Here is a 24,228-nt window from a genome sequence, read left to right on the forward strand (position 1 = left end):
TCAAATTTAATAAAAAATATTTATGGAAAACCTGCACGACAAAAGAAAAGTGTACGAGAAATCCCAACTTATTGAAAGTGAGATAAAACAAAATCCAATTGAGCAGTTCAGAGACTGGTTTTTGGAGGCCAGTGAGAGCCCAATGATCTCAGAATCCAATGCTATGGCTGTTTCTACTGTAGAGGAAGACGGGTGTCCGAGAACAAGAATGGTTCTTCTTAAAGCATATACCCATGAAGGATTTATTTTTTATACCAACTACAACAGCCGAAAGGGAAAAGCAATAGAAAACAATCATAAAGCATGTCTGCATTTCTTCTGGCCTAATCTTGAAAGACAGATCATTATCAAAGCAGATCTTGAGAAGCTGGCAGAAAACTTAAGTGATGGTTATTTCCATTCAAGACCTAAAGGAAGCCAGTTGGGAGCTGTAGTTTCTCCACAGAGCCAGGTGATTCCGAACAGAGAGTTTTTGGAAGGTAAATTAAAAGAACTGGAAAAAGAATATGAAAATACTGAAGTTCCAAGACCTTCTAATTGGGGCGGATATCTGGCAAGACCTTATGAGATTGAATTCTGGCAGGGCAGACCCAACCGTCTTCACGACAGAATTATTTACCAGCTGGAAGATCTGGATTGGAAAATTTCAAGACTAGCTCCTTAAATAAGGAATTAGATGTTAGAAGCTAGAAATTAGTGGTGTTCGTTTTTACTATAAACGAATACTGAAAAAATAAACTTTGTACTATCAATAGAAGCGGGCTTTAGCCCGCTTATTTATTTGTATCAATGATAAAAGCTTTAGCTGAAGTTTGATATTGTACAGCTTATTTTGAAAAGTAATGAAATCAGGCAGATTATAACCTTTTTAGGTTTTGGCTGCCATCGGAATTGGTGATGTTTTTTAATGGCTCCCTTCGACCACGCTCAGGATGATTGCCCGTTCCTATTGAATGATTAGATAATTATAAATATTGTCATTTGATTATCAGTTGTTTGCTGATCTTGATTAAATTATGAAAATGTATATCAATAGAGGTGGGCTTTAGCCCGCTTATTTATTTGCGACAATAATAACGGCTTTAGCCAAAACTTAATAATTCTTAACCGCTTAAACCTTCTTAATGGTTTAATTTATTCTATTATTTGAACACAAAAAAAAGGCTATTTCTAAGAAACAGCCCTTGAATTTTTTTAATCTGAATGATTATTTTTTCTTAGCACCTGAAACTGCATTTGACAAATCAGCTCCAGCTTTAAATTTAGCAACTTTTTTAGCAGCGATCTTGATCGGTTTTTTAGTTGCAGGGTTAATCCCTTGTCTAGCAGCTCTCTCAGCTACTGAGAAAGTACCGAAACCTACTAAAGACACTTTTCCGTCTTTTTTCTTTAATGTAGTAGTTACGTTACCAATGAAAGATTCTAAAGCAGCTTTTGCTGCAACTTTAGTGATACCTGCATCTTTAGCGATTGCGTCGATTAATTCAGACTTGTTCATAATTTTTAATATTAAAGTTAGTTCGTAATTATAGCAAATATAATACTATTTTCTAATTGTGCAATTTTTTTATTAAAACTTGTAAAATTTTTTTGCTTTTCGGTGAAATTGGTTAAAATATGATAATTCCACTTTTTACAGAAAATCTACGTTACAGGTTACTAAAATCATGCCAAATGCTTATGTTTATTGACTTTAGCAAAAAGTTAATATTATTTTTCGTATTTATTAAATCCTAAATTCTGTATAAACAATTAATTTTTTTGACCATATGATTATTAAATCTATAAGTAATTTTCAGAATCTTTGTGTTCTGTGAAATTAAACGCCTGTGTTTGTGGGAGTTTTTAAATGATACTAAAGACCTGATTTATTAATTTTTATTAATAAATTTGCAACATGCTAATAGAAGTTTTCAAGTCTAAGATTCATAGGGTGAGAGTAACTGCCTCTGACCTTAATTATATAGGAAGTATAACAATAGATGAAGATCTTATTGAAGCTGCCGGTCTGGTAGTGGGGGAAAGGGTCTATATTGTGAATGTGAACAACGGAGAACGTTTTGACACGTACGTTATCAAAGGAAAAAGAAAATCCGGAGAAGTATGTCTGAATGGGCCTGCAGCAAGAAAAGTACAGAAAGATGATATTATCATCGTTATTGCTTATGCGCAGATGACCCCGGAAGAGGCTAAAGACTTCCAGCCAAAGATCGTTTTCCCGGATGAAAAAACAAATCTTCTTACCTAGTACATGGAGAAAACATCAAAAAGTCCAGTAAAATCAATATTAACAATAGTAATATCGCTTGCTTTTGCAGGCTTTTTTTTATGGCTTGCCTTAAGAGGTCTTGATTTTAAAGTCATCCAGAAGTCATTGGCAAAAGCAAATTATCTGTGGGTATTGTTTGCGTCTGTATTTGGTCTTCTTGCGTATTGGTTTAGGGCCATTCGCTGGAACCTGATGCTTGAACCCATGGGATACAGAATTTCAAATTCTAATGCCCTTTGGTCCATATCATTTGGATATCTGATGAACCTTACCATTCCAAGAAGTGGTGAAGTGGCAAGAGCTACGGCTTTGTATGGAGTAGAAAAAGTACCTGTGGACAAATCTTTTGGAACGATTATTTTGGAACGAGTGGTAGATTTGATATGTATGCTTGGTTTCTTAGGATTGACATTGTTGTTTAAATACGATGCAATTCTGTCCTTCTATAAAAATTCAGGAATCAGTATGAATCCTAATAAGATTGTATTGGTCCTTTCAATTCTGATTGTGGGAACCGTTTTGTTTTTTGTATTCAAAAAGAAACTTTCAGGAATTCCTTTTTTAGGAAAAATTGTCAACTTTATTGATGGAATTTTCCAGGGGATAATGTCTATTTTTAAATTAAAAGAAAAGGGAAAATTCATCCTTTATACATTAGGAATCTGGATTTGTTATTATTTAGCTGCTTATCTGGTTTGCTTTGCACTTCCTGAAACCTCCGCATTTACTTTTGCAGACGGTTTCTTTATTATCGTAGTAGGAACATTGGGAATGATTATTCCTGCCAGTGGAGGTATTGGGGCTTATAACCTTGCGATGAAGTATGGCTTTATGGCGCTTTTTATATCCGTAGGAAAAAGTGCTGATTTCGGAGGGGAAATGGGATTGACATATTCTTTTATTTCTTTACCGCTGCAGATTGTGATCATGCTGGTGATGGGACTGGTTTCCATTCCTATGCTGGCCAAAGCAAGAAATGCTGCCGTTTCAGATAAGGATTTTGAAAATTAATTTAATACTCTTTTATACAATACAAGGTTCAATTTTTTAATTGGACCTTTTTTTATGGTGATGGGTGACTTAAATAGCTTTAATTGCGCTCTGTAGATCATTTTTTCCTAAATAAATTTGGTCAGGTCATAAATCACTTCTATCTTAATGCGAAAAATAATCATAATATAAAACACTATGGCAATTAATCTACAGAAAGGGCAAAAGATCGACATAGGATTGACGAAAATGACGATTGGATTAGGCTGGGATCCCAATGAAGGAACCGGCTACGATTTTGACCTGGATGCTTCTGCAATCATGATTGATTCTGACAGAAAATTAGTAAGCGAAGAATATTTTGTTTTTTACAATAACCTGAATTCTCCGGACGGAGCTCTTACTCATACAGGTGATGATCCTAATGGTAAAAACAGTGATGGTGACGATGATGAAGCCATCGTAATAGATCTAGATAAAGTAGATTCAAGAGTGGAAGAAATTCTTTTCGTAGTCACTATAGAAGATTTTGAAAGAAGAAGACAGAATTTCGGACAGGTAAGAAACTCTTATATCCGGGTTGTTGATAATCATTCAAACCAGGAAATTGCAAAATATGAGCTGGATGAAGATTTCTCCATTGAAACCGGTGTAGAGTTCGGAAGGCTGTACAAAAGAAACGGAAGCTGGAAATTTGAAGCTTCAGGAATAGGATACAGAGCAGATCTTGGTTTCTTTTTAGAGAAATACTACAAAGGACAAATTATCAAATAAAATCATCAAATACACAAAACTATAACTATGGCAATTAATTTACAGAAAGGACAAACGATAGATTTAAGAAAGAATGACCGCGGAGAAAGCGTTTATGATCTTTCAAAAGTAACCATTGGCTTAGGATGGGATGTAAGAAAGCAAGGCGGAGGATTCTTTGGAAAACTGTTCAGTAAAGAAGCTGAGTATGACCTTGATGCTGTGGCTTTTCTTTTAGATGGTAATGGCAAAGTCGCCAATCTTGGAAGAACGGTACAAACCAATGACGGAAGACAGATGGGGCTTTACCAGGGAGATGTGGTTTTCTTTAATTCTATGCAGCACCCAAGCGGGAATGTGTGGCTTACAGGAGACAACAGAACCGGAGCGGGAGATGGGGATGATGAGCAGATCATTGTAAGGCTGGATCAGTTGGACCAGAGTTATCAGAAAATAGTATTCATTGTTACCATTTATCAGGGAAGAACGAATAACCAACACTTCGGAATGATCGAAAATGCATTTATCCGTGCGGTGGATGCTACAGGAAAAGAAATTACGAAATACAGCCTTTCAGGAGATTCAAGTATGAATGGTAAGTGTGCAATGGTTTTTGCAGAAGCATACCGTCACAATGGCGACTGGAAATTCCGCGCTGTAGGAGAGCCGCATCATACAGATAACTTTATAGACATTCTGAGACAGCAGTACGCTTATTCCAACTAGATTCTAAATTTTTATCAAACCAAAATAAAAGCCGGCTTGGAAGTCTCCGACTCCCTCCGCCGGCTTCAGACTTAATATTTGTCATATAATGAGCAGGAGATTATTAGCTTATTTTTTATTAGATACCTCAGGTTCTATGAACGGTGAGCCTATTCAGGCACTGAATAACGGATTTAACGGATTGATCAGTATGCTTCGTGCAGATCCACAGGCAATGGACAGTCTGCATCTAAGCGTTATCACTTTCGATAGAGAAGTGAAAAATATTATTCCTTTGACAGATCTGGCGAGTTTTTATCCCATGGAAATTACCTGTCCGGACAGCGGGCCAACCCACACGGGAGCTGCATTGGAAATGGTTTCAGAATTGGTGAAGAAAGAGATTGTAAAAGAATCAGCGGATACAAAAGGAGACTGGCAGCCGTTACTTTTTATATTTACAGATGGAAAACCTTCGGATATTCAGAAATACAGACAGATGATTCCTGTGATCAGAGGACTAGAATTTGGTGCCATCGTAGGCTGTGCTGCCGGCCCGAAAGCTGATGAACAGTTTTTGAAGGAACTGACTGATCATGTGGTAAAACTGGATACCACAGACGCTATCACACTTTCTTCGTTTTTCAGATGGGTAAGTTCTTCCATTACACAGGGAGGACATTCGCAGAATACAGGAGAAAATATCACACTGCCTCCTCCACCATCGGAGCTTAATATTATTATTTAAAAAATTGTCTTTACAACATGAGAAGACTGCCTATTTATTTTTTAGTAGACATCTCCGAATCTATGGTAGGAGAACCTATTGAGCAGGTACAGGAAGGTATCGCCAATATCATCAGAGAATTAAAGAAAGATCCGTATTCACTTGAAACCGTTTACATTTCCGTGATAGGTTTTGCAGGAGAAGCAGAAGTGATTACTCCTATGCAGGATATTATCAGCTTTTATCCACCTAAAATTCCAATCGGGAGTGGCACATCACTTTCCCAGGGTTTGATTAAAGTAATGGATTGTATTGACAGAGATATTGTGAAAACCACCTACGAAAGAAAAGGCGACTGGAAACCCATCGTTTTCCTTTTTACAGACGGAGTTCCCACTGATGATGCTACCAAAGCTATTGAGAGGTGGAATAACAAGTACAGCGGAAAATCCAATACAATTGCCGTATCTATTGGAGAAAATACAAATTACAAACTTTTAGGTTCATTAGCAGATAATGTACTGCTGTTTAATAACTCTGATGAGAATTCCTATAAAGAATTTTTCAAATGGGTAACCGATTCTATTAAAACAACCAGCCAGAGTGTTACAGAAGCCAAAAAAGAAGGAATTAATTTGTCTAAAATTGATTCCCTTATTCTCGAGAAAGTAGATCCTGAAATGGAACAGCGATTTCCGGATAACAATTTTGTAGTATTAAACGGGAAATGTCAGGAAACTGAAAAGCTTTACCTGATGAAATTTAAAAAAGCATTTGCCGAATCAAGCATTCCCGGAATGGCAACAAGATATTACAGACTGGACGGAGCTTATAAAATTGATGAAAAAGCCTACTACAGACTTTCTTCCAATCAGAAAACTCACCTTAAAATCAATATAGAAGAACTGGATGGAGGAACTTCATGTCCTCATTGTGCCAATCCTATTGCGTTGGCAACCTGCTCCTGTGGCGGTATTCACTGTTTGAGAGGAGAAGGATACAGCAAATGTCCATGGTGCGGAACTTCGGATTATTACGGATTTTCCGGCGGAGGATTTGATATTAACAGAACCTTAGGATAATGATGGGTAAGTTCTTCAGGAAATCAGCCTCTGACTCTAAACCAAAGACGATGGAACAAGCTGCCGTTTATAAAGAAAAAGAAGAGTTCAAAGATGCGCATTGGGTATTAAAGAATGCCAGTGCAAAGCAGTTCTATGAATTCCATCTTGACATGGAAGATTTTCCGAATATAAAAATTCAGAATATCAGCGGTATTGAAGAAACGGGCCTTACTTTTGAAAACGATACAATTTCAGGAATTCCGGTTACCAACAATATGTATCATCTGGATGTTCAGTTTTATCACATTCATGATCAGAAGCAGATTGAGACAAAAAAAATACAGCTCTTTGTGAACGCAGATCCGAAAGATTTGTGGAAAAATATTCCAAGCGATACAAATGCAGCTTTTTATAAATCTGAGGAAGATTCTTTCAAAGGTTCCTTTTCAGACAAAAAAATTGTTGTGGCTTCCAAAAGAGGACGTTCCCATGCCCATGAAGGAAAATTCCGTGAAGATGATTTTTCGGTGAATAACCTTCCTGAAGATTGGAATATTGTTTCTGTTTCAGATGGAGCGGGCTCGGCAGCTGCTGCAAGAGAAGGTTCGAGATTGGCAACGGCAACGATAAGTCAGTTTTTCAATTCGAGGGAGATTGTAGGCGAAATCGAAAATAATATCAACCAGATGTATGCTTCAGGTTCTTCAGATAAAGAACAAACGGATGCTGAGCGAAATATCAAAAATATTTTATCGGAAAGTGTTTTACATGTCTATCAAACATTAGAAAAAACGGCAGCAGAAAATGCTCTGTCTGTAAGTGATCTGCATGCTACGCTGATTTTTACTTTACTTAAAAAGTTTAGTTTCGGGTATGTCATTCTTAGCTTTGGAGTAGGAGATTGCCCGATTAATCTCATCAATCCTGATTTTTCTGAAGTGAAACTTTTAAATCAGATGGATGTGGGAGAATTTAGTGGAGGTACCCGTTTTATTACCATGAAAGAAATTTTCAACGATCATGTGGCTTCCCGTTTCCGGATCACCTGTGTGGATGATTTTTCCTATCTCGTGCTGATGACGGATGGTATTTATGATCCGAAATTTCTCACAGAAAATAAACTGGAAGATACAGAAAGCTGGAAATCACTTTTTGAAGACTTTGCCGGAAATAATGATGACCGGACGAAAGCAGATTTTATCAACGATGAAAAAATTGATGAGCAGCTTTTAATATGGAGCGATTTCTGGAGCAGAGGAAATCACGATGACCGAACATTGGCAATAATCTATTAATACCATGAAAAAGACCATTAAGGTTGTTTCTGTCCTGGACACAGCCAAATCCTATGAATATGTAGATGAAAACCCTATCCGGGGCGGCGTGAAAGATGTTTATTTTTCTCCTGATAAAGACTATGTGGTTGCTTTTTACCGGAATCCGCTGGATGAAGGACAAAAAGAAAGAATCATGAGAATTGTTTCCACCTATCTGCAGAGTATACAAAACGGGAATGCTTCAGAGTATTTTCTAAACGAAATATTCAGGTGGCCATACGATATTGTTGAAAAAAATAAACTCACAGGAATTGTAGTTCCTGTTTATCATAATAAATTCTATTTTGCGAAAGGATATATCGGTTCAGAAAATATCCAGGGGCAGGATAAAGTAGGAAAATGGTTTACTGCGCCCATGTTCAGGAATCAGCAGTATCCGTTGAGACTGGATCCGTCGGAACTGGGAGACTGGCTGAGTTATTTTCAGATTGCGGTCAATATCAGCAGAGGAGTTAAAAAACTGCATCAGATGGGGCTGGCACATTCCGACTTGTCTTATAATAATATTCTGGTAGATCCGGTAACGAAATCTGCCTGTATCATTGATATAGATGGACTTGTTGTCCCCAAACTGTTTCCTCCGGAAGTAATAGGAACTGCAGACTTTATTGCTCCTGAAGTGTTGAAAACGAAACATTTAAGCCTTCAGGATCCTGGAAGACATCTGCCTAATCAAAAAACAGATCTGCACGCCCTTGCTGTTCTGATTTATATGTACCTTTTAAGAAGACATCCTTTGCGTGGAGGGAAAATATGGGATCTGGACTCCGAAAAAGACGAAATTATATCCATGGGAGAAAAAGCCCTGTTTGTAGAACATCCGGAAAACCCTTCCAATCAGGTAAAAGCAGATCATCTCCGGAAGTGGGATGCATTCTGGGGTGATCCTCAAAAAATTCCTTATACCGTAACCGGACCTTATATTTCAGAGCTTTTCAGAAAAACTTTTATAGACGGTTTGCATGACCCCATCAGACGCCCCACAGCCAATGAATGGGAAACTGCTTTACTGAAAACTGTAGATCTGATACAGCCTTGCCACAATTCCGGCTGTACCGAAAAATGGTATGTCTTTGATAATACGAGCAGCCCTAAATGTCCATTCTGTGGAACCCCACATCAGGGAACATTACCTGTTTTAGATTTATATTTCAAATTTGATGATGAGGTATGGAAACCGGAAAACCACAGACTGATGGTCTATCACAATCAATATTTATTCAAATGGCATGTTTCCAGGAAAGTGATACGCAATGAAAACCTGACGATGCAGGATAAAATGCCTGTAGGATATTTTACTTTCCATCAAGGAAGATGGGTATTGGTAAACCAAAGTTTATCAGGAATGAAAGATATCACAGAACAAAAAGAAATTCCAACAGGTTCTATGGTTGAACTGACTGATGGTAAAAAAATTCTGTTATCTGCAGAAGAAGGCGGAAGGTTGATCTATGTAACGATAGCAAATCAGTAACCCGTCATTGCGAACGTAGTGAAGCAATCTCATATTTTCAGATCTCGCAAATAATTGTGGCCATTTGCGCTCATTTATTTGTGAGATTTGTGTTTAAATCAAAAAAAATAGAATGATAAAATTGATTTTAGCAGTCCACATTCAATAGGAACGGGCTTTAGCCCGTTTTAAAATTAAAAATAAATTCCAACGGCTTTAGCCAAAACTTACATGATTTTCAATTCATTGTTTTTCAGTTTCCATGAAATAGGAATACTGATCTTCACCCACAATTCTAAAACCAAGACTTGTATAAAGATGTTGTGCCTTATTGGTTTTCAAAACACTTAATGACACCGTTTTTCCTGCTAACGAAGCTTCCTCAAGAATATCAGACAAAATCTTTTTTCCAAGTCCTTTACCTTGCTGGCTGGGATCAATCTGAAGTTGCAGGACATCAATGTTTGTAAATGTTCGGTCTACTTTTAACAGTCCAATGGGTTGATTGTTTAAAAGAATAATATTGGCTTTTTCAAACTGGTACAGAACTCTTTGCAAAGTTGTTTCTCTGTCAGTAGATAACCCTGAATTTTCATAATGAGGGTTCATGGTTTTCATTCTGAGGTTGAGTAGAAAATCAATATCGGTATCATCAGCTTCTTTGTAACGCAGGTCAAGATTCATATTCAAAAATAAAAATTAGATTCTATTTTAATGCAATTTTCAGTCCCATTTCTTCTTTCATATACAATAAAACTTCTGCATTTCCCCGGGCATCATCTACCGGATTGTGGGTGTGCTCAGTCTTACGAAGATGTTTCCACTGGGCAAAAGTATCCTTTTCCAATCCGCAGTAAAGATCAGACAGTCTTCTGGAAGAAAAACCAAAAGGATTCCGTCCGAGAAAATGATGAAAATACCAGCAGATAAACATCCAATCGAAGCCATTATTATCACTGATGAAAATAGGCCTTCCTTTGGAGTTCGTTTTAATCCAGTCTTCAAAGGCAAGCATGACAGTCTCAGGATCATCAAAATTCATTGTTTCTTCCCTGCTGAAGCCGGAAACCACTAAAGCATCAGGATTGAATTTATCAGAAATCGGTTTAAGCTTTCCATAAAAAGTGGTGTCCAGTTCCTCTGTAACGAGTACAGCTCCGAAACAGGCCATTGAAAAATCACCGGGAATCGGCCCATCCGATTCTATGTCAACCATGATGTAGCTCATTGGAAATAGTTTTAAGAAAACGAAGATATTGAAATAAGCTGGATAATGTAATGGTTAAGGCTGGGAGCTGGGAGAAGGAGGATGGAAGTTATTTTGATTGCTAAGATATACTTTTCTCTTTTTAATAAAAGTTATCTCAAAGATTTCAATCAAATAGCTTCAGATGTTACACGTCATCCAGAAACTTTCTTCTCCCAGCTTCCCTCTTCCAGCCTTATATTAACTCAAAAAAGCCTCTTCTCCCGATCTTTATTTTAGTTTGAGGGATCAGTTCCATTTCTTCATTAGCATCTGTTATTTTATTGTTATTGACCTGAATTCCTCCATTCTCAATTAACCTTCGGACTGCCGATTTACTTAGCTCATTTTTAAGCTGATGGCAAAGTTCCACAAGAGATACCTTGTTTTGAATACTCTTCAAATTATGTATAAAAACAGACTCATACACTTTCTCTTCAAAATTTTTATTCTGAAACTGATTGATAAAGAATTGTTCCGCATTTTCTGCTGAAGCATTATCATGGTATTGGCTGATGATATTTTTAGCAATGAGCTTTTTAATATTCATAGGATTTTCGCCTTCCGTTATTCTCGAAACAAGAGTCTTTTTTTCTTCCACCGAAAAATCCGTAGTCAGGTTGATAAATTCCTCTATCAATGCATCGGGAATAGACATTGTCTTTCCAAACATTTCATTAGGCTCGTCTGTCAGCCCAATAATATTGTTCAGTGACTTACTCATTTTTTCCTTTCCGTCAAGACCCTTGAGCAGAGGCATACACATAACGATCTGTGCAGACATTCCATGTACCTCCTGAAGCTGCCTTCCCATTGTACAGTTGAAAAGCTGATCTGTGCCACCCATTTCGATGTCGCACTCAATTTTTACAGAATCAAAGCCCTGAAGAATTGGGTATACCAGTTCATGCATGGCAATAGGAGTATTTTCCGCAAATCTTTTATTAAAATCATTACGGTGCATCAGTTGGGCAACAGTAACTTTTGACAGCAATTGAATAACCTCTGAAAAGTCAAGCGCATCCAGCCAGTCAGAATTGAAAAGAATCTTTGTCTTCTGAACATCAATTACTTTGGAAAGTTGATTGATATAAGTCTGGGCATTATGCTGTACATCTTCAGCACTTAAAGGTTTTCGGGCTTTATTTTTCCCTGTAGGATCACCAATTCTTGCTGTAAAGCTTCCTACCACGATAATGATCTGATGTCCCAGATCCTGAAATTGTTTCAGTTTTTTCAGTACTACCGCATGCCCCAGATGCAGATCCGGTGCAGTAGGGTCAAATCCCAGTTTGATGGATAGTTTTCTGTTTTCCTTTTGGGCTTGTGTAAGTTTTTCTTCCAAACCGTTTTCAGGAAGGATAATAGCCACATTTTCTTGTAGTAAATGAATCATGTTGAATAGTTTTAAAAATGAAAAGCCCGGACAGGTACTGTCCGGGCTCTATAATATTTTAGATTATTTTATTGAATTACAGATATAGAAAGTCTTCCCGAACGATAGCTCGGAACGTAATATTCACTGAAGAATGGAAGACGTAGTATACTGTTTAAATGTTTCATGATGTTGTAAATGTACAGAATTTCTGCGGATCCAATATTTAAACCATTAAGACGTATTGCAGGGTTATAACAAGATTTGTTTTAAAAAAAACTTAACCATCCATCTATCTTAATGGCTTAAAATAATGGTTCAAAACAATTTTACTTGCGATTTTTGAAGCTAATTTCATGCCATAAATCCCTTAAAAGTAAAATACAGGATAAAGATGTAAAAACTGTATTTTATTATTTTCTTTGTCAGCTTATAAGTGTTGATTAATAAAGGATTAACGGTTTGTTTATCAGTATTTGTTTTCATGAATTGTTATTTAATAATTAAGGACATGTTCAGAATATAAGTTTTTAATCTGATCCTTCCAGATTTCAATATCTTCGGAAGTTGCTTTATCTGCCTTATCAAAAAATAAATGTTGAATAATTTCCAGTCCGGAGTAGATGAAAATTCCATTATCCGAGGTTAAAGTGAGAGCTTTATCCATTCCGGTTTGTTCATATTCTTCATGAGATTTTCCGTGGGTATTGATAATGACGGCTTTTTTACCCGTCAGAAGTCCTTTTTGTATACCATGGTCATAGCGGTAAGCAAATCCGTAACTAAACACCCGGTCTATATAACCTTTCATCATCGCAGGAAGACCTGTCCACCAGATAGGATAAATAAAAGTAATCTGTTCTGCCCAGAAAATATAATCCTGTTCAACTTGTATATCATCAGCTACTTTTCCCATGCGCTGCCCCTGCATATCAGCCAAAGAAAGTACAGGATCAAAACCTGTCGCATAAAGATCTCTCACTACAATTTCCTGATTACTGGATTCAAGTGTTTCAATAACGGTGTTTAAAAGTTGATGATTTAAACTGTTCTCATTCGGATGGGCGTAAATTATTAAATGTCTCATTGCTTTTTTTGTTAAGATTAATGAGACAAAAGTAGCGTGATGTACTGTGCGAAAATTGTAAGAAAACGAAACGGACTATTTCGATTTTGGATTACAGATCTCTTGCTGAAATTTTAAATACTGAGCTGGCGAAATGTTCATAAAATGGTTGAAATCATGAATAAGCTGGCTTTGATCATAATAACCACATTCATCAATAATGGTAAACCATTTCACTTTATTCTGCTTAGCGATTTCCTCTTCAATGACTTTTACAGCTTTTAAAAAACGGTTATAGCGGTTAAGTTCTTTTAAAGAATATCCAAATTGCTCTTTCTGCTTGCGCTGAATATTTCTTTCCGTCTGCTGAGTCTGTTCTGCAATTACTTTGACCGGATTTAAAAGATCATTTTCAAAACTGCTCAAAAGCTTACTGGTAGTGTCCTGATGCTGAAGATAAGGTCGGCAAAATTCAAGGATGTGATTTACTTGTTCTTGTGTTGAAGCTAAATTTTTCAACTGATGCCACAAATCTGTAAAACAATTTTCTTCCAGCAGTTCGTCAGGATGTCTTACCGACTGTTCAATGGGTACTTTTCCAAAAAATCTGAAGAAAGCATCATCTTTAAAATTGGCTACCAGAATAGAACAACCTGCAGGAAGCGTATATTCAAAAGATTGCCTCACCGGACCAAATACCATACATTTATCAACACCAATGATCGTCTTTTCCCGGGTAGACATTGTAGCACTTTCTCCAAAACAGAATAACAGAATTGTCTGATACGTGGGCAAAAGAGTTTTGGTAACAGATAGATCAGAAGTATTTTCAGCAAAATAAAAATGAGTAAATACATTTTCAAATTCCAGAGGAACTGAAATTCTAAACTCATTGTATTGCAGTGGTAATTCCATAATTCAGAAATCAACAAATGTTTTTTGTCATTTTATAATTGGTAAGGGCAATTTCCTTTACATAAACAGTCTGCTCTTCAATCAAATGAAAACCCATCTTTTCAAAAAATGGTCTGGCGGTTTTGCTCACATCTGCTGTAATTTGTTTCGTATCATGCTTCAGAGCTTCCTTTTCAATTTCATGGTAAAGCATCACTGCTATCCCTTTTTTCTGATGATCTTTGTGTACAAAAAGAAGGTCAATATAGTTTCCTTTATCAAGAGTACAGAATCCTATGATCTGATTTCTATTTTCAGCAACTAAAACATACTGTCTGCTGATCACATTTATCCATCTTTTCTCGTTTTCTGCACCGGATTTCCATGCTTCAAGTTGGTGGGGATTGTAGTCTTTTTTGCATACCTCATCTATTGTGGATGTGAAAAGCTCCAGCATTTCCGGAAGATCTTTCCTGAGCCCTTTTCTGATGGTGATACTGTGACTATTGGATGTATTGCTGCTCATAAAGTTTTTGCTGTTCTTTATTAAGAAGTGGATAGAAAAGATTCATCTGCAGAAGCGTATAATGCTGTATTGCTTCTTGGGGACTGAGTTTTAAGATAAGCCTGTTGTGAGTAAGCCAGTTATCTGCAATAATGAATATCTGTTCAGTAAGACAATCTACGATAAAATGAGGAACATCTTTCTGAAAAATATTACTCTTTTGAAGATCTGAAAAGATGAGCTGAAATTCCTCTTTTCTGCTGAAATTGATCCCTTCATATCTGGATTCTATTTCAGGAATCTGGTTGAGTATATCTATAAAATTAATAAATATAAAACGGTAAAAATAAAAGATTTCACAGGTAGAATAAGTAAACTGATAAAGATCTTCCAGGCTTTTATTCTCCAGCTTTTTCATTTGGTTCAGTAGTTCATCCATTTTCAGGGTAAGCTCTGAGAAAAGAATTTTAATAATGTCTTCCGAGTGCCTGAAATGATAATGCAGATTGCCCGCACTGATGTTAAGTTCAGCCGCAATATGCCTTGTGGTGATATTGTTATACCCCTTGTCATTAAATAATTCCAGCGCTTTAGACAGAATTTTATCCTTGGTCTTCATAGCTCAAAGATAAGAATATAAGAGTGGATATAAATCATATTTTTAAAATTAGAACAATTGTTCTAATTTGATATATTTGCAGTAATAAATTATAAGGCAATGGAAGGCAAACCAAAATTTGATTACGAATCAGCAGATAAAAATGAAAATGAAAGTAAAAGAGACCCTCAGGAAGTTATATCCAAAATACTGCAGGTGATTCTTGGGATAATAATGGCAGTGCTCCACATGTGATGAAAAGAAGAATTTCATATTGGTTTCTGCTGGGACTGGCAGCTTGGGGGACTATTGCTGTACTGAGACGAAACGGAATTTATATTCCCGTTATCAATGATTATTTTACAGACGGTATTACTGTTCCTATGTATTGTTATCTCATAGAATATATAATGAATTCAATCCTGGGGTATCCATGGAAACCGGATCTGAGATTTATACTGACTTCAGTGTTCTATCTGTCTTTTTTGTTTGAAGTGCTTTGCCCGAAACTATCTGTCCGGTTTACCGGAGATGTTTTTGATGTACTTGCTTATTTTACCGGAGGACTGGTATACTACTTTTTTTCAGTGAAGAATTTGGCTATAAATAAAAAAGCCAACAGATCTACATCGTAAAGGAGACTGCTGGCTGTGGTATAGTTTTTATCCTGGTTCAATTATTATTATAATCTCAGTTGTACTTTTTTATCAGCAGTGTTCTTTCGATTATGTATACAAGACAATCATTGAGTCCGGAATGTTACATGAGAAGGCGAATATTTTTTTAACTGATAAATTTTGAAGCTTTCTTTTGGTAGCTTTGCAAAAGACTTAAAATATTCACTTCGATGCACGACAAGCTTTTACAATATATCCGGTCAGCTCATGATTTTACCTGTGAAGAAACAGAAGCTGTCAAACAATATTTTGAGCCGGTTATGTTTTCAAAAAATACTGTGATAGAAGAAGCAGGAAAGGTTCCTTATTATCTTTACTATATTATTTCAGGCTATCTCAGGCTTTTTTACAATGACCAGAATGGTAATGAAATTACTACTCATGTCAATTGTCCACCCGGATTTTTCACTTCTTATTCAGATTTTATCAATGGTACTGTTTCTGAAAATAATGTGGAATGCATCACAGATGCTGAACTTTTGAGAATTTCAAAACAAAACCTGGATTATCTGACTGCTAAGAGTCAGGCAATGAAAGATTTCAGTATTTCGGTTTTTCAACAATCAATTGCTTATAATGAGAACCGTTCCAGAGAATTATCTGTTTTGAATGCCGAACAGCGTTACCTGAAACTCATGCAAGACTATCCGGAAATTATTCAGAATGTTCCCATCCAGCACATTGCTTCGTTTTTAGGGATGAAACCCGAAAGTCTGAGCAGAATCCGGAGAAAAATAATTAACTAACAAAAGTCAAGTGGTTCCGGTTCTGGGAAGATGAACTTTGCAGCATTAAAATCAATGCAATGACAAAGAATCATTTAAGTCTTGTTTCCGGAGCAAATGGACATCTGGGAAATAATTTAGTCCGATTTTTACTGAAACAGGGATTGCCGGTGCGCGCGGCAGTAAGAAATATACATAATAGAAAACCTTTTGAAGGACTGAATTGTGAGCTGGTGCAGGCTGATATTACGGATAAGGCTTCTTTTGTAAAAGCCCTTCAGGGTGTTGAAACTTTTTATGCAGTAGGTGCTGCTTTTAAATTATGGGCAAAAGATCCCAAAAGAGAAATCTATGATGTGAATATCGCGGGAACCAGAAACACCATCGAAGCAGCAGCAGAAGCTGGTGTGAAGAAAATAATCTATGTAAGTTCTGTTGCTGCACTGGATTATACTACATTACCTGCGAAAGAAAGTAACGGCTATAATCCGGACCGGAGAGATATGTATTATAATTCTAAGAATGATGGTGAAAAACTGGCTTTTGATCTGGCCGAAAAATTGGGAATAGAGCTGGTTTCTGTGATGCCTTCTGCGATGATAGGCAGTGAAGCGTTTTCTCCGTTGAATGTTTCCTTCGGAGTATTGAAACTTATCCTGAACAAGAAAATTCCGGTAGATACCAAAATTACTTTGAACTGGATAGATGTGAAAGATGTGGCCGAAGGATGTTATCTCGCAGCTGAAAAAGGCCGTTCTGGGGAACGTTATATTTTGGCCAATGAAAAATGTTTGACGATTACAGATACCACCATTTTAGCCAGCGAACTTTATCCTGAATTGAAACTGGAGATTCCCCGTTCAGTGCCTAAAGGAATCCTATTCAGTATTGCTGCCATTATGGAATTTACCGCAAAGCTCAGTGGCAAAGCTCCTGTACTCACAAGAAAAGATATTGCCATGTTTTCCGGATTACAGCAGGATTTTGATATTTCCAAATCAAGAAATGAACTTGGTTTTAATCCCAAAAGTCCTGAACAGATAGTGAAGGAAGCATTAGATTATCTGATGAAAAACCCTGGAATTTTAAAAGAGGCATAAAAATGTCTCTTTATTTATTCCTGTTCAAGTTTGATAATAGGTCCTTTGTAAAACTTAGTCAGATCATACAGATCAGCAAAATGATGTTGAAGCTCCGGAATGATTTTTCCGTCAAATTCTTTTGAAGCACATTGGTTTTCTGCCAAAACGTATAAAGATTGATTGTCCGGCTTCAGATACTCACAAAGTATATTATCGTGATGCTGGTCTCTGTTGATAATTTCTGTGAGAAATATTCCATAGATCAGGAATTGATTGAAGTTTTTGGAGTCTACAATATAATTCATGTCCTGTTTCAGGAGCTTTTCATAGTCTGAAAGAATCTGAAGAAAGTTTTCGGCATGAACGGTTGTCGGTATTTCATAAAAAAGATCAATACCATTGATGAAAAGCTGTGTTTTTGCTTCCTCATGATCTGAAGAATACACTTTACTAAACCATTGAAAAATAAGGAGGAGTTCCTCCTGAGTAAGTTCTTCAACAGAATCCTTTACCTTGTTTTTGATGTTTTCAAGCGTGTCTTTTGCATCAGATGGCAGGAATTGTAGAATATTTTCCTCTTCACGGTCGAGCTTATTGTACAAATTAATTTTGGCAATAGTAGGGTTGGTTTTGATGAAATAAAGTTCTTCCGCCATAGGTATTTACCAAATAATCTTTAAAAATGGTTATTGAAAGATACAAAATATGCTTCAATTTTATTTAAAAAAATAATATGTAGCGAATGGTATAACTATTTTACCGTTTCATGTAATGCAATTCTGTTTCCTTCTGAATCTTCAAATTCTGCTACGGCAAAACCATACTTTTCATCTGTTTTCTTAGGATAAAGAACAGTTCCTCCATGTTCTACAGCCTTTTCCAGGGTATGGTCAATATTCTCTGTTTTAAAATAAATAATAACACCGTTTTTGGAAGGTTTGTAGACATCACCTTTGGCCAGAGCTCCTGTAATCCCACTGTTTTTTTCTTCAAAAGGAAACAGAGCCATCTCATAACGATCTATGATTTCTTTCTCAAAACTAAAGTTGAAAACAGCAGAATAGAACTTTTCTGCACGCTCCAGATCATGCACAGGGATTTCAAAATATACTACAGGGTTGGTCGATTTCATATTTTTTCCAAGGTTAGGTTTCTGTGATTGACTGCAAGATACAGCTATTAGTAGTAAAAACAGGAAAAGGAAAAACGGGGATTTCATGACAGGGATTATTTCTTTGATCTAAAATAGAATATTTATCTGTATTTTAAAAATAGATAGACTTATCTATTTTTTGTTTAGATTTGTAAAAATTTTCACGATGAAAAAAGAAAAAGTACGCGAGAGGATTATCAGGGTTGCTTCAGATTTATTTTATAAACAGGGATACAATTCTACAGGAATCAACCAGATTATAGCAGAAGCTGATATAGCCATCGGTTCACTGTACAACCACTTTTCATCTAAAAACGATCTTCTTCAGGCATATCTCATCAAAGAAGAGCTTGGTTGGTTTGAGGGATATGAAAACAGTACATCCAAGATTGCAGAACCCAGAGAAAAACTTCTGGCACTTATTGACTACAGGAAGAAATTACAGCAGACCTCCAAGTTTGCAGGATGTCATTTCATAAAAATAGTTTCTGAATTAGGGGAAGGAAATCCTTCTGTCTCCGGTTTTGCCAAACAGCATAAAGAAAAACAGAAAGATCTGATTAAAACACTCGTAACAGAATATGGGGTACAAGGACAAGTTTCTGATGTTGATTTAATAACCGGGAATATTTTCCTTTTAATAGAAGGAGCGGTTATAACATCAACAATCAGCAAACAGAATGATTCTTTTGATCAGGTTAAAAAAATTGTTCAGGGTTTATTACCCTAATTTTTTTTGAATGTTATAAAATAGATATATCTATATAAAAATGAAATATAAGTATTTGAAATTATTGGTTATACTCTTTGGACAGTTGTTGACAATTATAGATATTTTTATCATTAATGTGTCTATACCTTCCATACAGCGTGATCTTCATGCTTCCAACGGAGAAATGCAGTTTATGATCGCGGCTTACCTTATCGGATTTGCTTCTTTTCTGATTACCGGAGGGCGATTGGGTGATTTATACGGAAGAAAAAAGATCTATATCATCGGATTAATATCTTTTATGGTAAGTTCTATGGCTTGCGGAATTTCTGCAGGAGCTGAGCAACTTGTTATTTCGAGATTTGTACAAGGGATAAGCGCTGCAATGATGGCTCCGCAGGTGCTTTCCATGATTCAGATTTTATTTACTGCTCATCATGAACGTACAAAAGCCATGGGTTGGTATGGGATCACTATTGGAATAGGGACTATTTTAGGTCAGTTTCTCGGCGGATATTTTTCATCACTTACGATGATGGAAGAACCCTGGAGACTTATTTTTCTAATGAATATTCCTATATGCCTGCCCGCAATTTTTCTTAGTCTGAAATTATTGAATGAATCTAAAACTTCGATAAGGCAGTCTTTTGATATGGGTGGCGTTGTAATGCTTTCTGCAGGATTGTTCTCTGCTACTTATGCCCTTACGATGTCTGAACATGAAGGTTTTCATTTCAAAAATATCATACTGATTATCATTTCAGCCGGAATTATTTTAGGTTTTATCAAAAATCAGAAGAGAAGAATAGAAAATAAAAGATCTTATCTGATTGATTTTGAATTGTTCCGTTATAAGAATTTCAATCTGGGAATTCTGGCCGTTTCCTTCTTCTTCATTATGCTGGATTCCTATTTTTATATTTTGTCGATTTTTTTTCAGGATGGATTAAAGATCACTCCGTTAGCAGCCGGAGAAATTATTGTCTTTCAGGGATTGGGATTTATACTGGCATCCGCGGTTTCTGTAAAACTGATTTTGAGATATGGAAAAAAAGCTCTGATTGCAGGGCTCAGCTTTATTATTGTTATTCTTATTCTTCAGCTGTTTTTATTCAGAATACAGATCGGTTTTCCCATGTTCTGCCTGCTGTTGTTTTTGCATGGGTTGGGAGTAGGTTCAATCATTCCTTCACTGGCCAATATTGCCCTGTCGGGAATGTCTGAAAAGTTGATTGGAAATGCATCCGGGATTTACAATACATTTCAACAGATTGCTGCCATCATTGGAATTGTCGCTGTAGGAAGTGTTTTTTACTATTTTCTGGGAACGAAACCTTTGGTAAAGCATTATCACAATGCGTTTTCAGTGACAGTATTAATCAATATTCTCTGTCTGATTTTTGTAATAGCTTCAGTTTTTAAAGTTCCTAACCATGTTCTCCCTGAAATGAGGTGTAGAAAATAATCAGGATTATTTGTATGTTTTTTTAGATGAGGTCTTGACTTCACTTAACGTCGCTTTCGCAATATTTCTGGTGACTTCAGTAGGAGAGTGGCAATCACAGTTGCTGAATCCTATCACATAGATATCTTCACTGGGAATATAAACGCCCATGCTTTTAAATCCAAATACACTTCCCCCATGTTCCCGGTCTGGAGTTCCATTAATATCTTTCAAATGCCATCCGTATCCGTAGGTAAATTCTTCACCATTATTCAGCTTATATTTCTGAAATGCTTTTTGGGTTTCTGTTGAATTCAACAGAGTATTCTGAAGCAAAGCCTGCTGCCACTTCAACATATCATTTACAGTAGACATCAATGAACCGGAAGAAAAAGGAACACTGAAACTGATGACTGTTTTATTGACAAATCCCTGTTCCTTTTTGTGATAGCCATAAGCTCTTTGAAGGATCACTTTTCTGTCTGAAGCGTAATAAGAATGGGACATTCCTGCTGTATCAAAAATATTTTTCTTGATAAAATCTTCATAAGAAGTTCCGGAAACCAGTTCAATGATATACCCTAAAATCACATATCCGGAATTGTTATAATCAAACTTTTCTCCCGGAGCAAAATCTATAGGTTCATTTTTGAAAAAATCAACCATTTCTTCAGGTTTCATCTCTTTTTGTGCAATAGAGGAAATGGATTTCATTTTGGTAAAATCTTTAATTCCCGAGGTGTGGGTCAGAAGAAGATGAATAGTAATTTTGTTTCCGTTAGGATAATCTTTAACGTAATTGGAAATGGGATCGCTGACAGTAAGTTTGCCTTGTTGTTCCAGCATCAGAATAGCTACAGCGGTAAACTGTTTGGTCATTGATCCGATCTGGAAAACATTCTCCGGGGTCATATCAACGTTGAGTTCAAGATTGGCTTTTCCAAATGCTTTCCGGTAGAGATTCTTTCCATTCCGGGTAATCAGGAAAACACCACCAGGCTCATTTTCATTCCCAAATTCTGTCTGAATTATACTGTCAATTTTCTTTTCATATCCTTTAGTATGGATTTGAGCATCAATTATATTGCTGAAAAGCAGAAGCAATATCAAAAAGGAAGTTAGTTTTTTTATAACCATATTTCTGTAATTTGTTATACAAAGATATGATTAATTATTATTACTATGTTATACAATATAGTGATTTATGTTTTTTCCTAAAAAATAGAATGAGTTTTTATAAGAAACTATTTTTCAACAGAGATTAACAACATCATTGGTCTGCGGAGTTCTTCTTTCATCTCAGGGATTTCTTTCAACATTTCCTGACCTGGTTCTGGTTCAATAATTTCTTTGATTTTGAAACCGTGTTTTAATAAAGTATTTAAATAAGAAGTTAAAGTACGGTGGTATTTGATTACATTCTCTCCTAAAAAAGTCGTGTTTCTTTTTCCTTCCATAAAATAACGGTCTACAGGCCAACAGGTTTTTTCGCCATTTTTATCATATACCCAGTCCTGGCCGCCTTCAGCAGTGAAAACAGGATGTTCCACTGAAAAGACAAAAGATCCTCCGGGGCTCAGCCAATTGTAAATATTCTGAGCAATACTATCGAATGATTCTACATAATGTAATGTAAGCGAACTCAATATGATATCAAATTTTTCAGCAGGATATTCCACATCTTCCAAAGCTTTCCTTTCATATTGAATTCCTTCCAGATTATTGATTTCCTGAGCTTTTGCAAGCATTTTTTCCGAAAGATCAATTCCGATCACGGATTCTGCACCATTTTCAATAGCATAACGGCAGTGCCACCCAAAACCACAGCCGAGGTCAAGAATATCTTTTCCATGAAAATCAGGCAGCATATTTTTCAAGGTGTGCCATTCTCCAGCTCCTTCCAATCCTATCTGTGAGCGGAGCATTTTTTCGTACTGGTCAAAAAATGACGGATTGTCGTATTTATTTTCTTTCATAGCTTCAAAAATTGTGGTTCTTTAATTAAAGTCATTTTGACTTTTCTTACCTGACTTATCATTTATCCATGTCAAGGTTTTAAACCTTGACATGGATAAACATACTTAGATAGTTGAGACTTTGAAAATTTTCAGCTCATTAAAGAAGTATCATTCCTGCAAATTCTTTAATGAAGATGGACTTACGTAAATTTACGACAATAATATCAGAACTCAAATGCTGTTATGTATTATCAAATATTGCTTTGTGTTGGGAATTGAGACGTTACTTTTGATTTTTTCGCATTGCTTTAATCAGTTTGTCATTACGTTTATCTGTTCTTTCATTATTTAAAGAAAGTACAGCCCATATGGCGGCAGGAAGCCATCCGATCAAAGTAATCTGTAAAATCAGGCAGATAATTCCGGTGAGAACTTTGCCACGGACGATGAAGGATAAGAAGGGAAGTAATATGGCTAGTAACATAATTTTAAATTTTTAATTGAACAGAATTTAGCGGGATTGAGGATCAAAATAAGCTTTAAAAGTAAGCGGATCTGCAGTTTTGTCTTCCGCTTCTTCAAGATATTCTAAATATTCTTCCTGATGCTTTTCCATATAAACAAGCACAATAGCGAGGTTTACAAACAGGTTTTTATCTTTGGAACCTAAATTTAAAGCCATCTTTAAATACTCCAGAGCCTTTTCGTTTTCTCCCATATCGGAATAAACAGCGCCAATATTAATTAAAGCTGAAGTGTTTTCAGGCTCAATGAGTAAAATTTCATCTAGTTCTTTAATTAGCAGATCATTCAAAGTATCCCAATGATCTTCATTTTCCCATCTTCTAGCCTGAAGTTTTTTTACGTTTTCTAATCTTTGAGGTATCGTACTCATTATTTAAAATTACAGAATGTATGTTTGCTTTGTTTACTGTACAAATTTAGCTTTCTTAAAATTGATTTGCTGTTTTTTTAAGGTTAAAAGAATTTTATTCTTTAAGACCATCCAGTATGGCCGCTTTGAGGATTTCAATGTTAATATCTTTCAACGCTTTGAATTTAATGCAATATCCGGTTACGTTGGCTTTCCCTATTTTATCTCCATAGGTTGTGCTCAGATAGGTCTTATCAGCGATGTTGAGAACATAAATTGAGATTCCAGAGGTATTGGCACTCATTCCGATCTGATAAAAATCTCTGGTTTTTCCGTCGGTATACTGTATGGTATAGAATCCATATCCGATATTGGGATTGGAAACAGTCTTATTTTCACTGTTTTTTCCATCCAGAAACCATAACTGGCATTCTTGCATAAGGTCCAGAATGATGTAATGGAGTTCCTGCATATCATTGCGTTTCTTCTCAGGCTGACTGTCGATATAGTCTTTGATTTGTTCTTGGATGGTCATGTGAAATTTGAGATTATTGAGCGACTAATTTACAAAATTTCATAAAGCACAATATGCATAATGATGAAACAAAAAGAACAGCAATT

30 protein-coding genes are annotated in these 24,228 nt (G+C 36.2%); 15 read left to right on the forward strand and 15 right to left on the reverse strand.

All coding sequences use genetic code 11. From position 1 onward, the window contains the following. The first annotated feature begins 22 nt into the window (after positions 1-22). A complete protein-coding gene (pdxH, locus tag LC457_RS11715) occupies positions 23-664 on the forward strand; it encodes a pyridoxamine 5'-phosphate oxidase (protein WP_223599986.1) in 642 nt (213 codons plus the stop codon). 543 nt (positions 665-1,207) lie between these two features. Here the strand turns inward: pdxH and LC457_RS11720 are convergent. Further along, positions 1,208-1,498, reverse strand: a complete 291-nt coding sequence (locus LC457_RS11720; RefSeq protein ID WP_002976900.1) for an HU family DNA-binding protein — start codon at positions 1,496-1,498, stop codon at positions 1,208-1,210. Positions 1,499-1,897: 399 nt separating this feature from the next. Here LC457_RS11720 and panD point away from each other — a divergent pair, with 399 nt between their 5' ends. From panD to LC457_RS11760, 8 genes are all read left to right on the forward strand, one after another. Then, positions 1,898-2,248 carry an aspartate 1-decarboxylase gene (panD, locus tag LC457_RS11725; RefSeq protein ID WP_047386679.1) on the forward strand — a complete coding sequence of 117 codons (351 nt, stop codon included), beginning with the start codon at positions 1,898-1,900 and terminating at the stop codon, positions 2,246-2,248. A 3-nt stretch (positions 2,249-2,251) separates the two neighbouring features. Further along, positions 2,252-3,280 (forward strand): lysylphosphatidylglycerol synthase transmembrane domain-containing protein, encoded by a 1,029-nt coding sequence (locus LC457_RS11730; RefSeq protein WP_223599987.1) that lies wholly within the window; start codon positions 2,252-2,254, stop codon positions 3,278-3,280. A 177-nt stretch (positions 3,281-3,457) separates the two neighbouring features. Beyond that, complete coding sequence (locus LC457_RS11735) at positions 3,458-4,033, forward strand: TerD family protein (protein WP_047378867.1); 576 nt, start codon at positions 3,458-3,460, stop codon at positions 4,031-4,033. 27 nt (positions 4,034-4,060) lie between these two features. Beyond that, positions 4,061-4,738, forward strand: coding sequence for a TerD family protein (locus LC457_RS11740; protein ID WP_223599988.1), 678 nt, complete (start codon positions 4,061-4,063; stop codon positions 4,736-4,738). An 88-nt stretch (positions 4,739-4,826) separates the two neighbouring features. Continuing rightward, positions 4,827-5,465 (forward strand): VWA domain-containing protein, encoded by a 639-nt coding sequence (locus LC457_RS11745; protein WP_223599989.1) that lies wholly within the window; start codon positions 4,827-4,829, stop codon positions 5,463-5,465. A 17-nt stretch (positions 5,466-5,482) separates the two neighbouring features. After that, complete coding sequence (locus LC457_RS11750) at positions 5,483-6,526, forward strand: TerY-C metal binding domain-containing protein (protein WP_213280481.1); 1,044 nt, start codon at positions 5,483-5,485, stop codon at positions 6,524-6,526. Continuing rightward, positions 6,526-7,803, forward strand: coding sequence for a protein phosphatase 2C domain-containing protein (locus LC457_RS11755; protein WP_223599990.1), 1,278 nt, complete (start codon positions 6,526-6,528; stop codon positions 7,801-7,803). The genes LC457_RS11750 and LC457_RS11755 overlap by 1 nt, the downstream gene beginning before the upstream one ends. 4 nt (positions 7,804-7,807) lie before the next feature. Beyond that, the gene (locus tag LC457_RS11760) at positions 7,808-9,319 is read left to right on the forward strand and encodes a helix-hairpin-helix domain-containing protein (protein WP_223599991.1); all 1,512 of its coding nucleotides are present in this window, start codon (positions 7,808-7,810) and stop codon (positions 9,317-9,319) included. Positions 9,320-9,541: 222 nt separating this feature from the next. Here LC457_RS11760 and LC457_RS11765 read toward each other — a convergent pair whose 3' ends face one another. The 7 genes from LC457_RS11765 to LC457_RS11795 all read right to left on the reverse strand — a co-directional run bounded on the left by LC457_RS11765 (position 9,542) and on the right by LC457_RS11795 (position 15,003). Then, positions 9,542-9,982, reverse strand: a complete 441-nt coding sequence (locus LC457_RS11765; protein ID WP_223599992.1) for a GNAT family N-acetyltransferase — start codon at positions 9,980-9,982, stop codon at positions 9,542-9,544. A gap of 22 nt (positions 9,983-10,004) precedes the next feature. Beyond that, a complete protein-coding gene (locus LC457_RS11770) occupies positions 10,005-10,526 on the reverse strand; it encodes a 3'-5' exoribonuclease (RefSeq protein ID WP_223599993.1) in 522 nt (173 codons plus the stop codon). A 214-nt stretch (positions 10,527-10,740) separates the two neighbouring features. Beyond that, positions 10,741-11,940 (reverse strand): tyrosine--tRNA ligase, encoded by a 1,200-nt coding sequence (gene tyrS, locus LC457_RS11775; protein WP_223599994.1) that lies wholly within the window; start codon positions 11,938-11,940, stop codon positions 10,741-10,743. 475 nt (positions 11,941-12,415) lie between these two features. Next, a complete protein-coding gene (locus LC457_RS11780) occupies positions 12,416-13,006 on the reverse strand; it encodes an NAD(P)H-dependent oxidoreductase (protein WP_223599995.1) in 591 nt (196 codons plus the stop codon). 75 nt (positions 13,007-13,081) lie between these two features. Further along, a complete protein-coding gene (locus LC457_RS11785; RefSeq protein WP_223599996.1) occupies positions 13,082-13,900 on the reverse strand; it encodes an AraC family transcriptional regulator in 819 nt (272 codons plus the stop codon). A 10-nt stretch (positions 13,901-13,910) separates the two neighbouring features. Continuing rightward, complete coding sequence (locus tag LC457_RS11790) at positions 13,911-14,405, reverse strand: GNAT family N-acetyltransferase (RefSeq protein WP_223599997.1); 495 nt, start codon at positions 14,403-14,405, stop codon at positions 13,911-13,913. Next, positions 14,383-15,003 (reverse strand): TetR/AcrR family transcriptional regulator, encoded by a 621-nt coding sequence (locus LC457_RS11795; protein ID WP_223599998.1) that lies wholly within the window; start codon positions 15,001-15,003, stop codon positions 14,383-14,385. The genes LC457_RS11790 and LC457_RS11795 overlap by 23 nt, the downstream gene beginning before the upstream one ends. A gap of 99 nt (positions 15,004-15,102) precedes the next feature. Here LC457_RS11795 and LC457_RS23390 point away from each other — a divergent pair, with 99 nt between their 5' ends. The 4 genes from LC457_RS23390 to LC457_RS11810 all read left to right on the forward strand — a co-directional run bounded on the left by LC457_RS23390 (position 15,103) and on the right by LC457_RS11810 (position 17,484). Beyond that, positions 15,103-15,237, forward strand: coding sequence for a hypothetical protein (locus LC457_RS23390; RefSeq protein ID WP_262904067.1), 135 nt, complete (start codon positions 15,103-15,105; stop codon positions 15,235-15,237). Further along, a complete protein-coding gene (locus tag LC457_RS11800) occupies positions 15,237-15,617 on the forward strand; it encodes a hypothetical protein (RefSeq protein ID WP_223599999.1) in 381 nt (126 codons plus the stop codon). Before LC457_RS23390 ends, LC457_RS11800 begins: the two co-directional genes overlap by 1 nt. A gap of 212 nt (positions 15,618-15,829) precedes the next feature. After that, complete coding sequence (locus LC457_RS11805) at positions 15,830-16,405, forward strand: Crp/Fnr family transcriptional regulator (RefSeq protein ID WP_223600000.1); 576 nt, start codon at positions 15,830-15,832, stop codon at positions 16,403-16,405. A 59-nt stretch (positions 16,406-16,464) separates the two neighbouring features. Continuing rightward, a complete protein-coding gene (locus tag LC457_RS11810; protein WP_223600001.1) occupies positions 16,465-17,484 on the forward strand; it encodes an NAD-dependent epimerase/dehydratase family protein in 1,020 nt (339 codons plus the stop codon). 14 nt (positions 17,485-17,498) lie between these two features. Here LC457_RS11810 and LC457_RS11815 read toward each other — a convergent pair whose 3' ends face one another. Both LC457_RS11815 and LC457_RS11820 read right to left on the reverse strand, forming a co-directional pair. Then, positions 17,499-18,122 carry a hypothetical protein gene (locus LC457_RS11815; protein WP_223600002.1) on the reverse strand — a complete coding sequence of 208 codons (624 nt, stop codon included), beginning with the start codon at positions 18,120-18,122 and terminating at the stop codon, positions 17,499-17,501. Between the two features lie 95 nt (positions 18,123-18,217). After that, complete coding sequence (locus LC457_RS11820; RefSeq protein ID WP_223600003.1) at positions 18,218-18,598, reverse strand: VOC family protein; 381 nt, start codon at positions 18,596-18,598, stop codon at positions 18,218-18,220. A 187-nt stretch (positions 18,599-18,785) separates the two neighbouring features. Between LC457_RS11820 and LC457_RS11825 the strand changes: the two genes are divergently transcribed. Then, entirely contained in the window at positions 18,786-19,349 is a 564-nt protein-coding gene (locus LC457_RS11825) for a TetR/AcrR family transcriptional regulator (RefSeq protein ID WP_223600004.1), read from the forward strand. A gap of 40 nt (positions 19,350-19,389) precedes the next feature. Further along, positions 19,390-20,796, forward strand: a complete 1,407-nt coding sequence (locus LC457_RS11830) for an MFS transporter (RefSeq protein ID WP_223600005.1) — start codon at positions 19,390-19,392, stop codon at positions 20,794-20,796. A 6-nt stretch (positions 20,797-20,802) separates the two neighbouring features. Here the strand turns inward: LC457_RS11830 and LC457_RS11835 are convergent, their stop codons facing one another. The 5 genes from LC457_RS11835 to LC457_RS11855 form a co-directional block, all read right to left on the reverse strand. Beyond that, complete coding sequence (locus LC457_RS11835) at positions 20,803-21,912, reverse strand: serine hydrolase (protein ID WP_223600006.1); 1,110 nt, start codon at positions 21,910-21,912, stop codon at positions 20,803-20,805. Positions 21,913-22,019: 107 nt separating this feature from the next. Continuing rightward, positions 22,020-22,751, reverse strand: coding sequence for a class I SAM-dependent methyltransferase (locus LC457_RS11840; RefSeq protein WP_223600007.1), 732 nt, complete (start codon positions 22,749-22,751; stop codon positions 22,020-22,022). 265 nt (positions 22,752-23,016) lie between these two features. After that, complete coding sequence (locus tag LC457_RS11845) at positions 23,017-23,217, reverse strand: YqaE/Pmp3 family membrane protein (RefSeq protein WP_223600008.1); 201 nt, start codon at positions 23,215-23,217, stop codon at positions 23,017-23,019. A gap of 27 nt (positions 23,218-23,244) precedes the next feature. After that, complete coding sequence (locus LC457_RS11850) at positions 23,245-23,628, reverse strand: tetratricopeptide repeat protein (RefSeq protein ID WP_223600009.1); 384 nt, start codon at positions 23,626-23,628, stop codon at positions 23,245-23,247. Between the two features lie 94 nt (positions 23,629-23,722). Next, entirely contained in the window at positions 23,723-24,142 is a 420-nt protein-coding gene (locus tag LC457_RS11855; RefSeq protein ID WP_223600010.1) for a DUF1801 domain-containing protein, read from the reverse strand. Positions 24,143-24,228 lie beyond the last annotated feature (86 nt).

Origin of the sequence: Chryseobacterium sp. GVT01B (assembly GCF_019970045.1) — a bacterium.
In the GTDB taxonomy this organism is placed as follows: Bacteria; Bacteroidota; Bacteroidia; order Flavobacteriales; family Weeksellaceae; genus Chryseobacterium.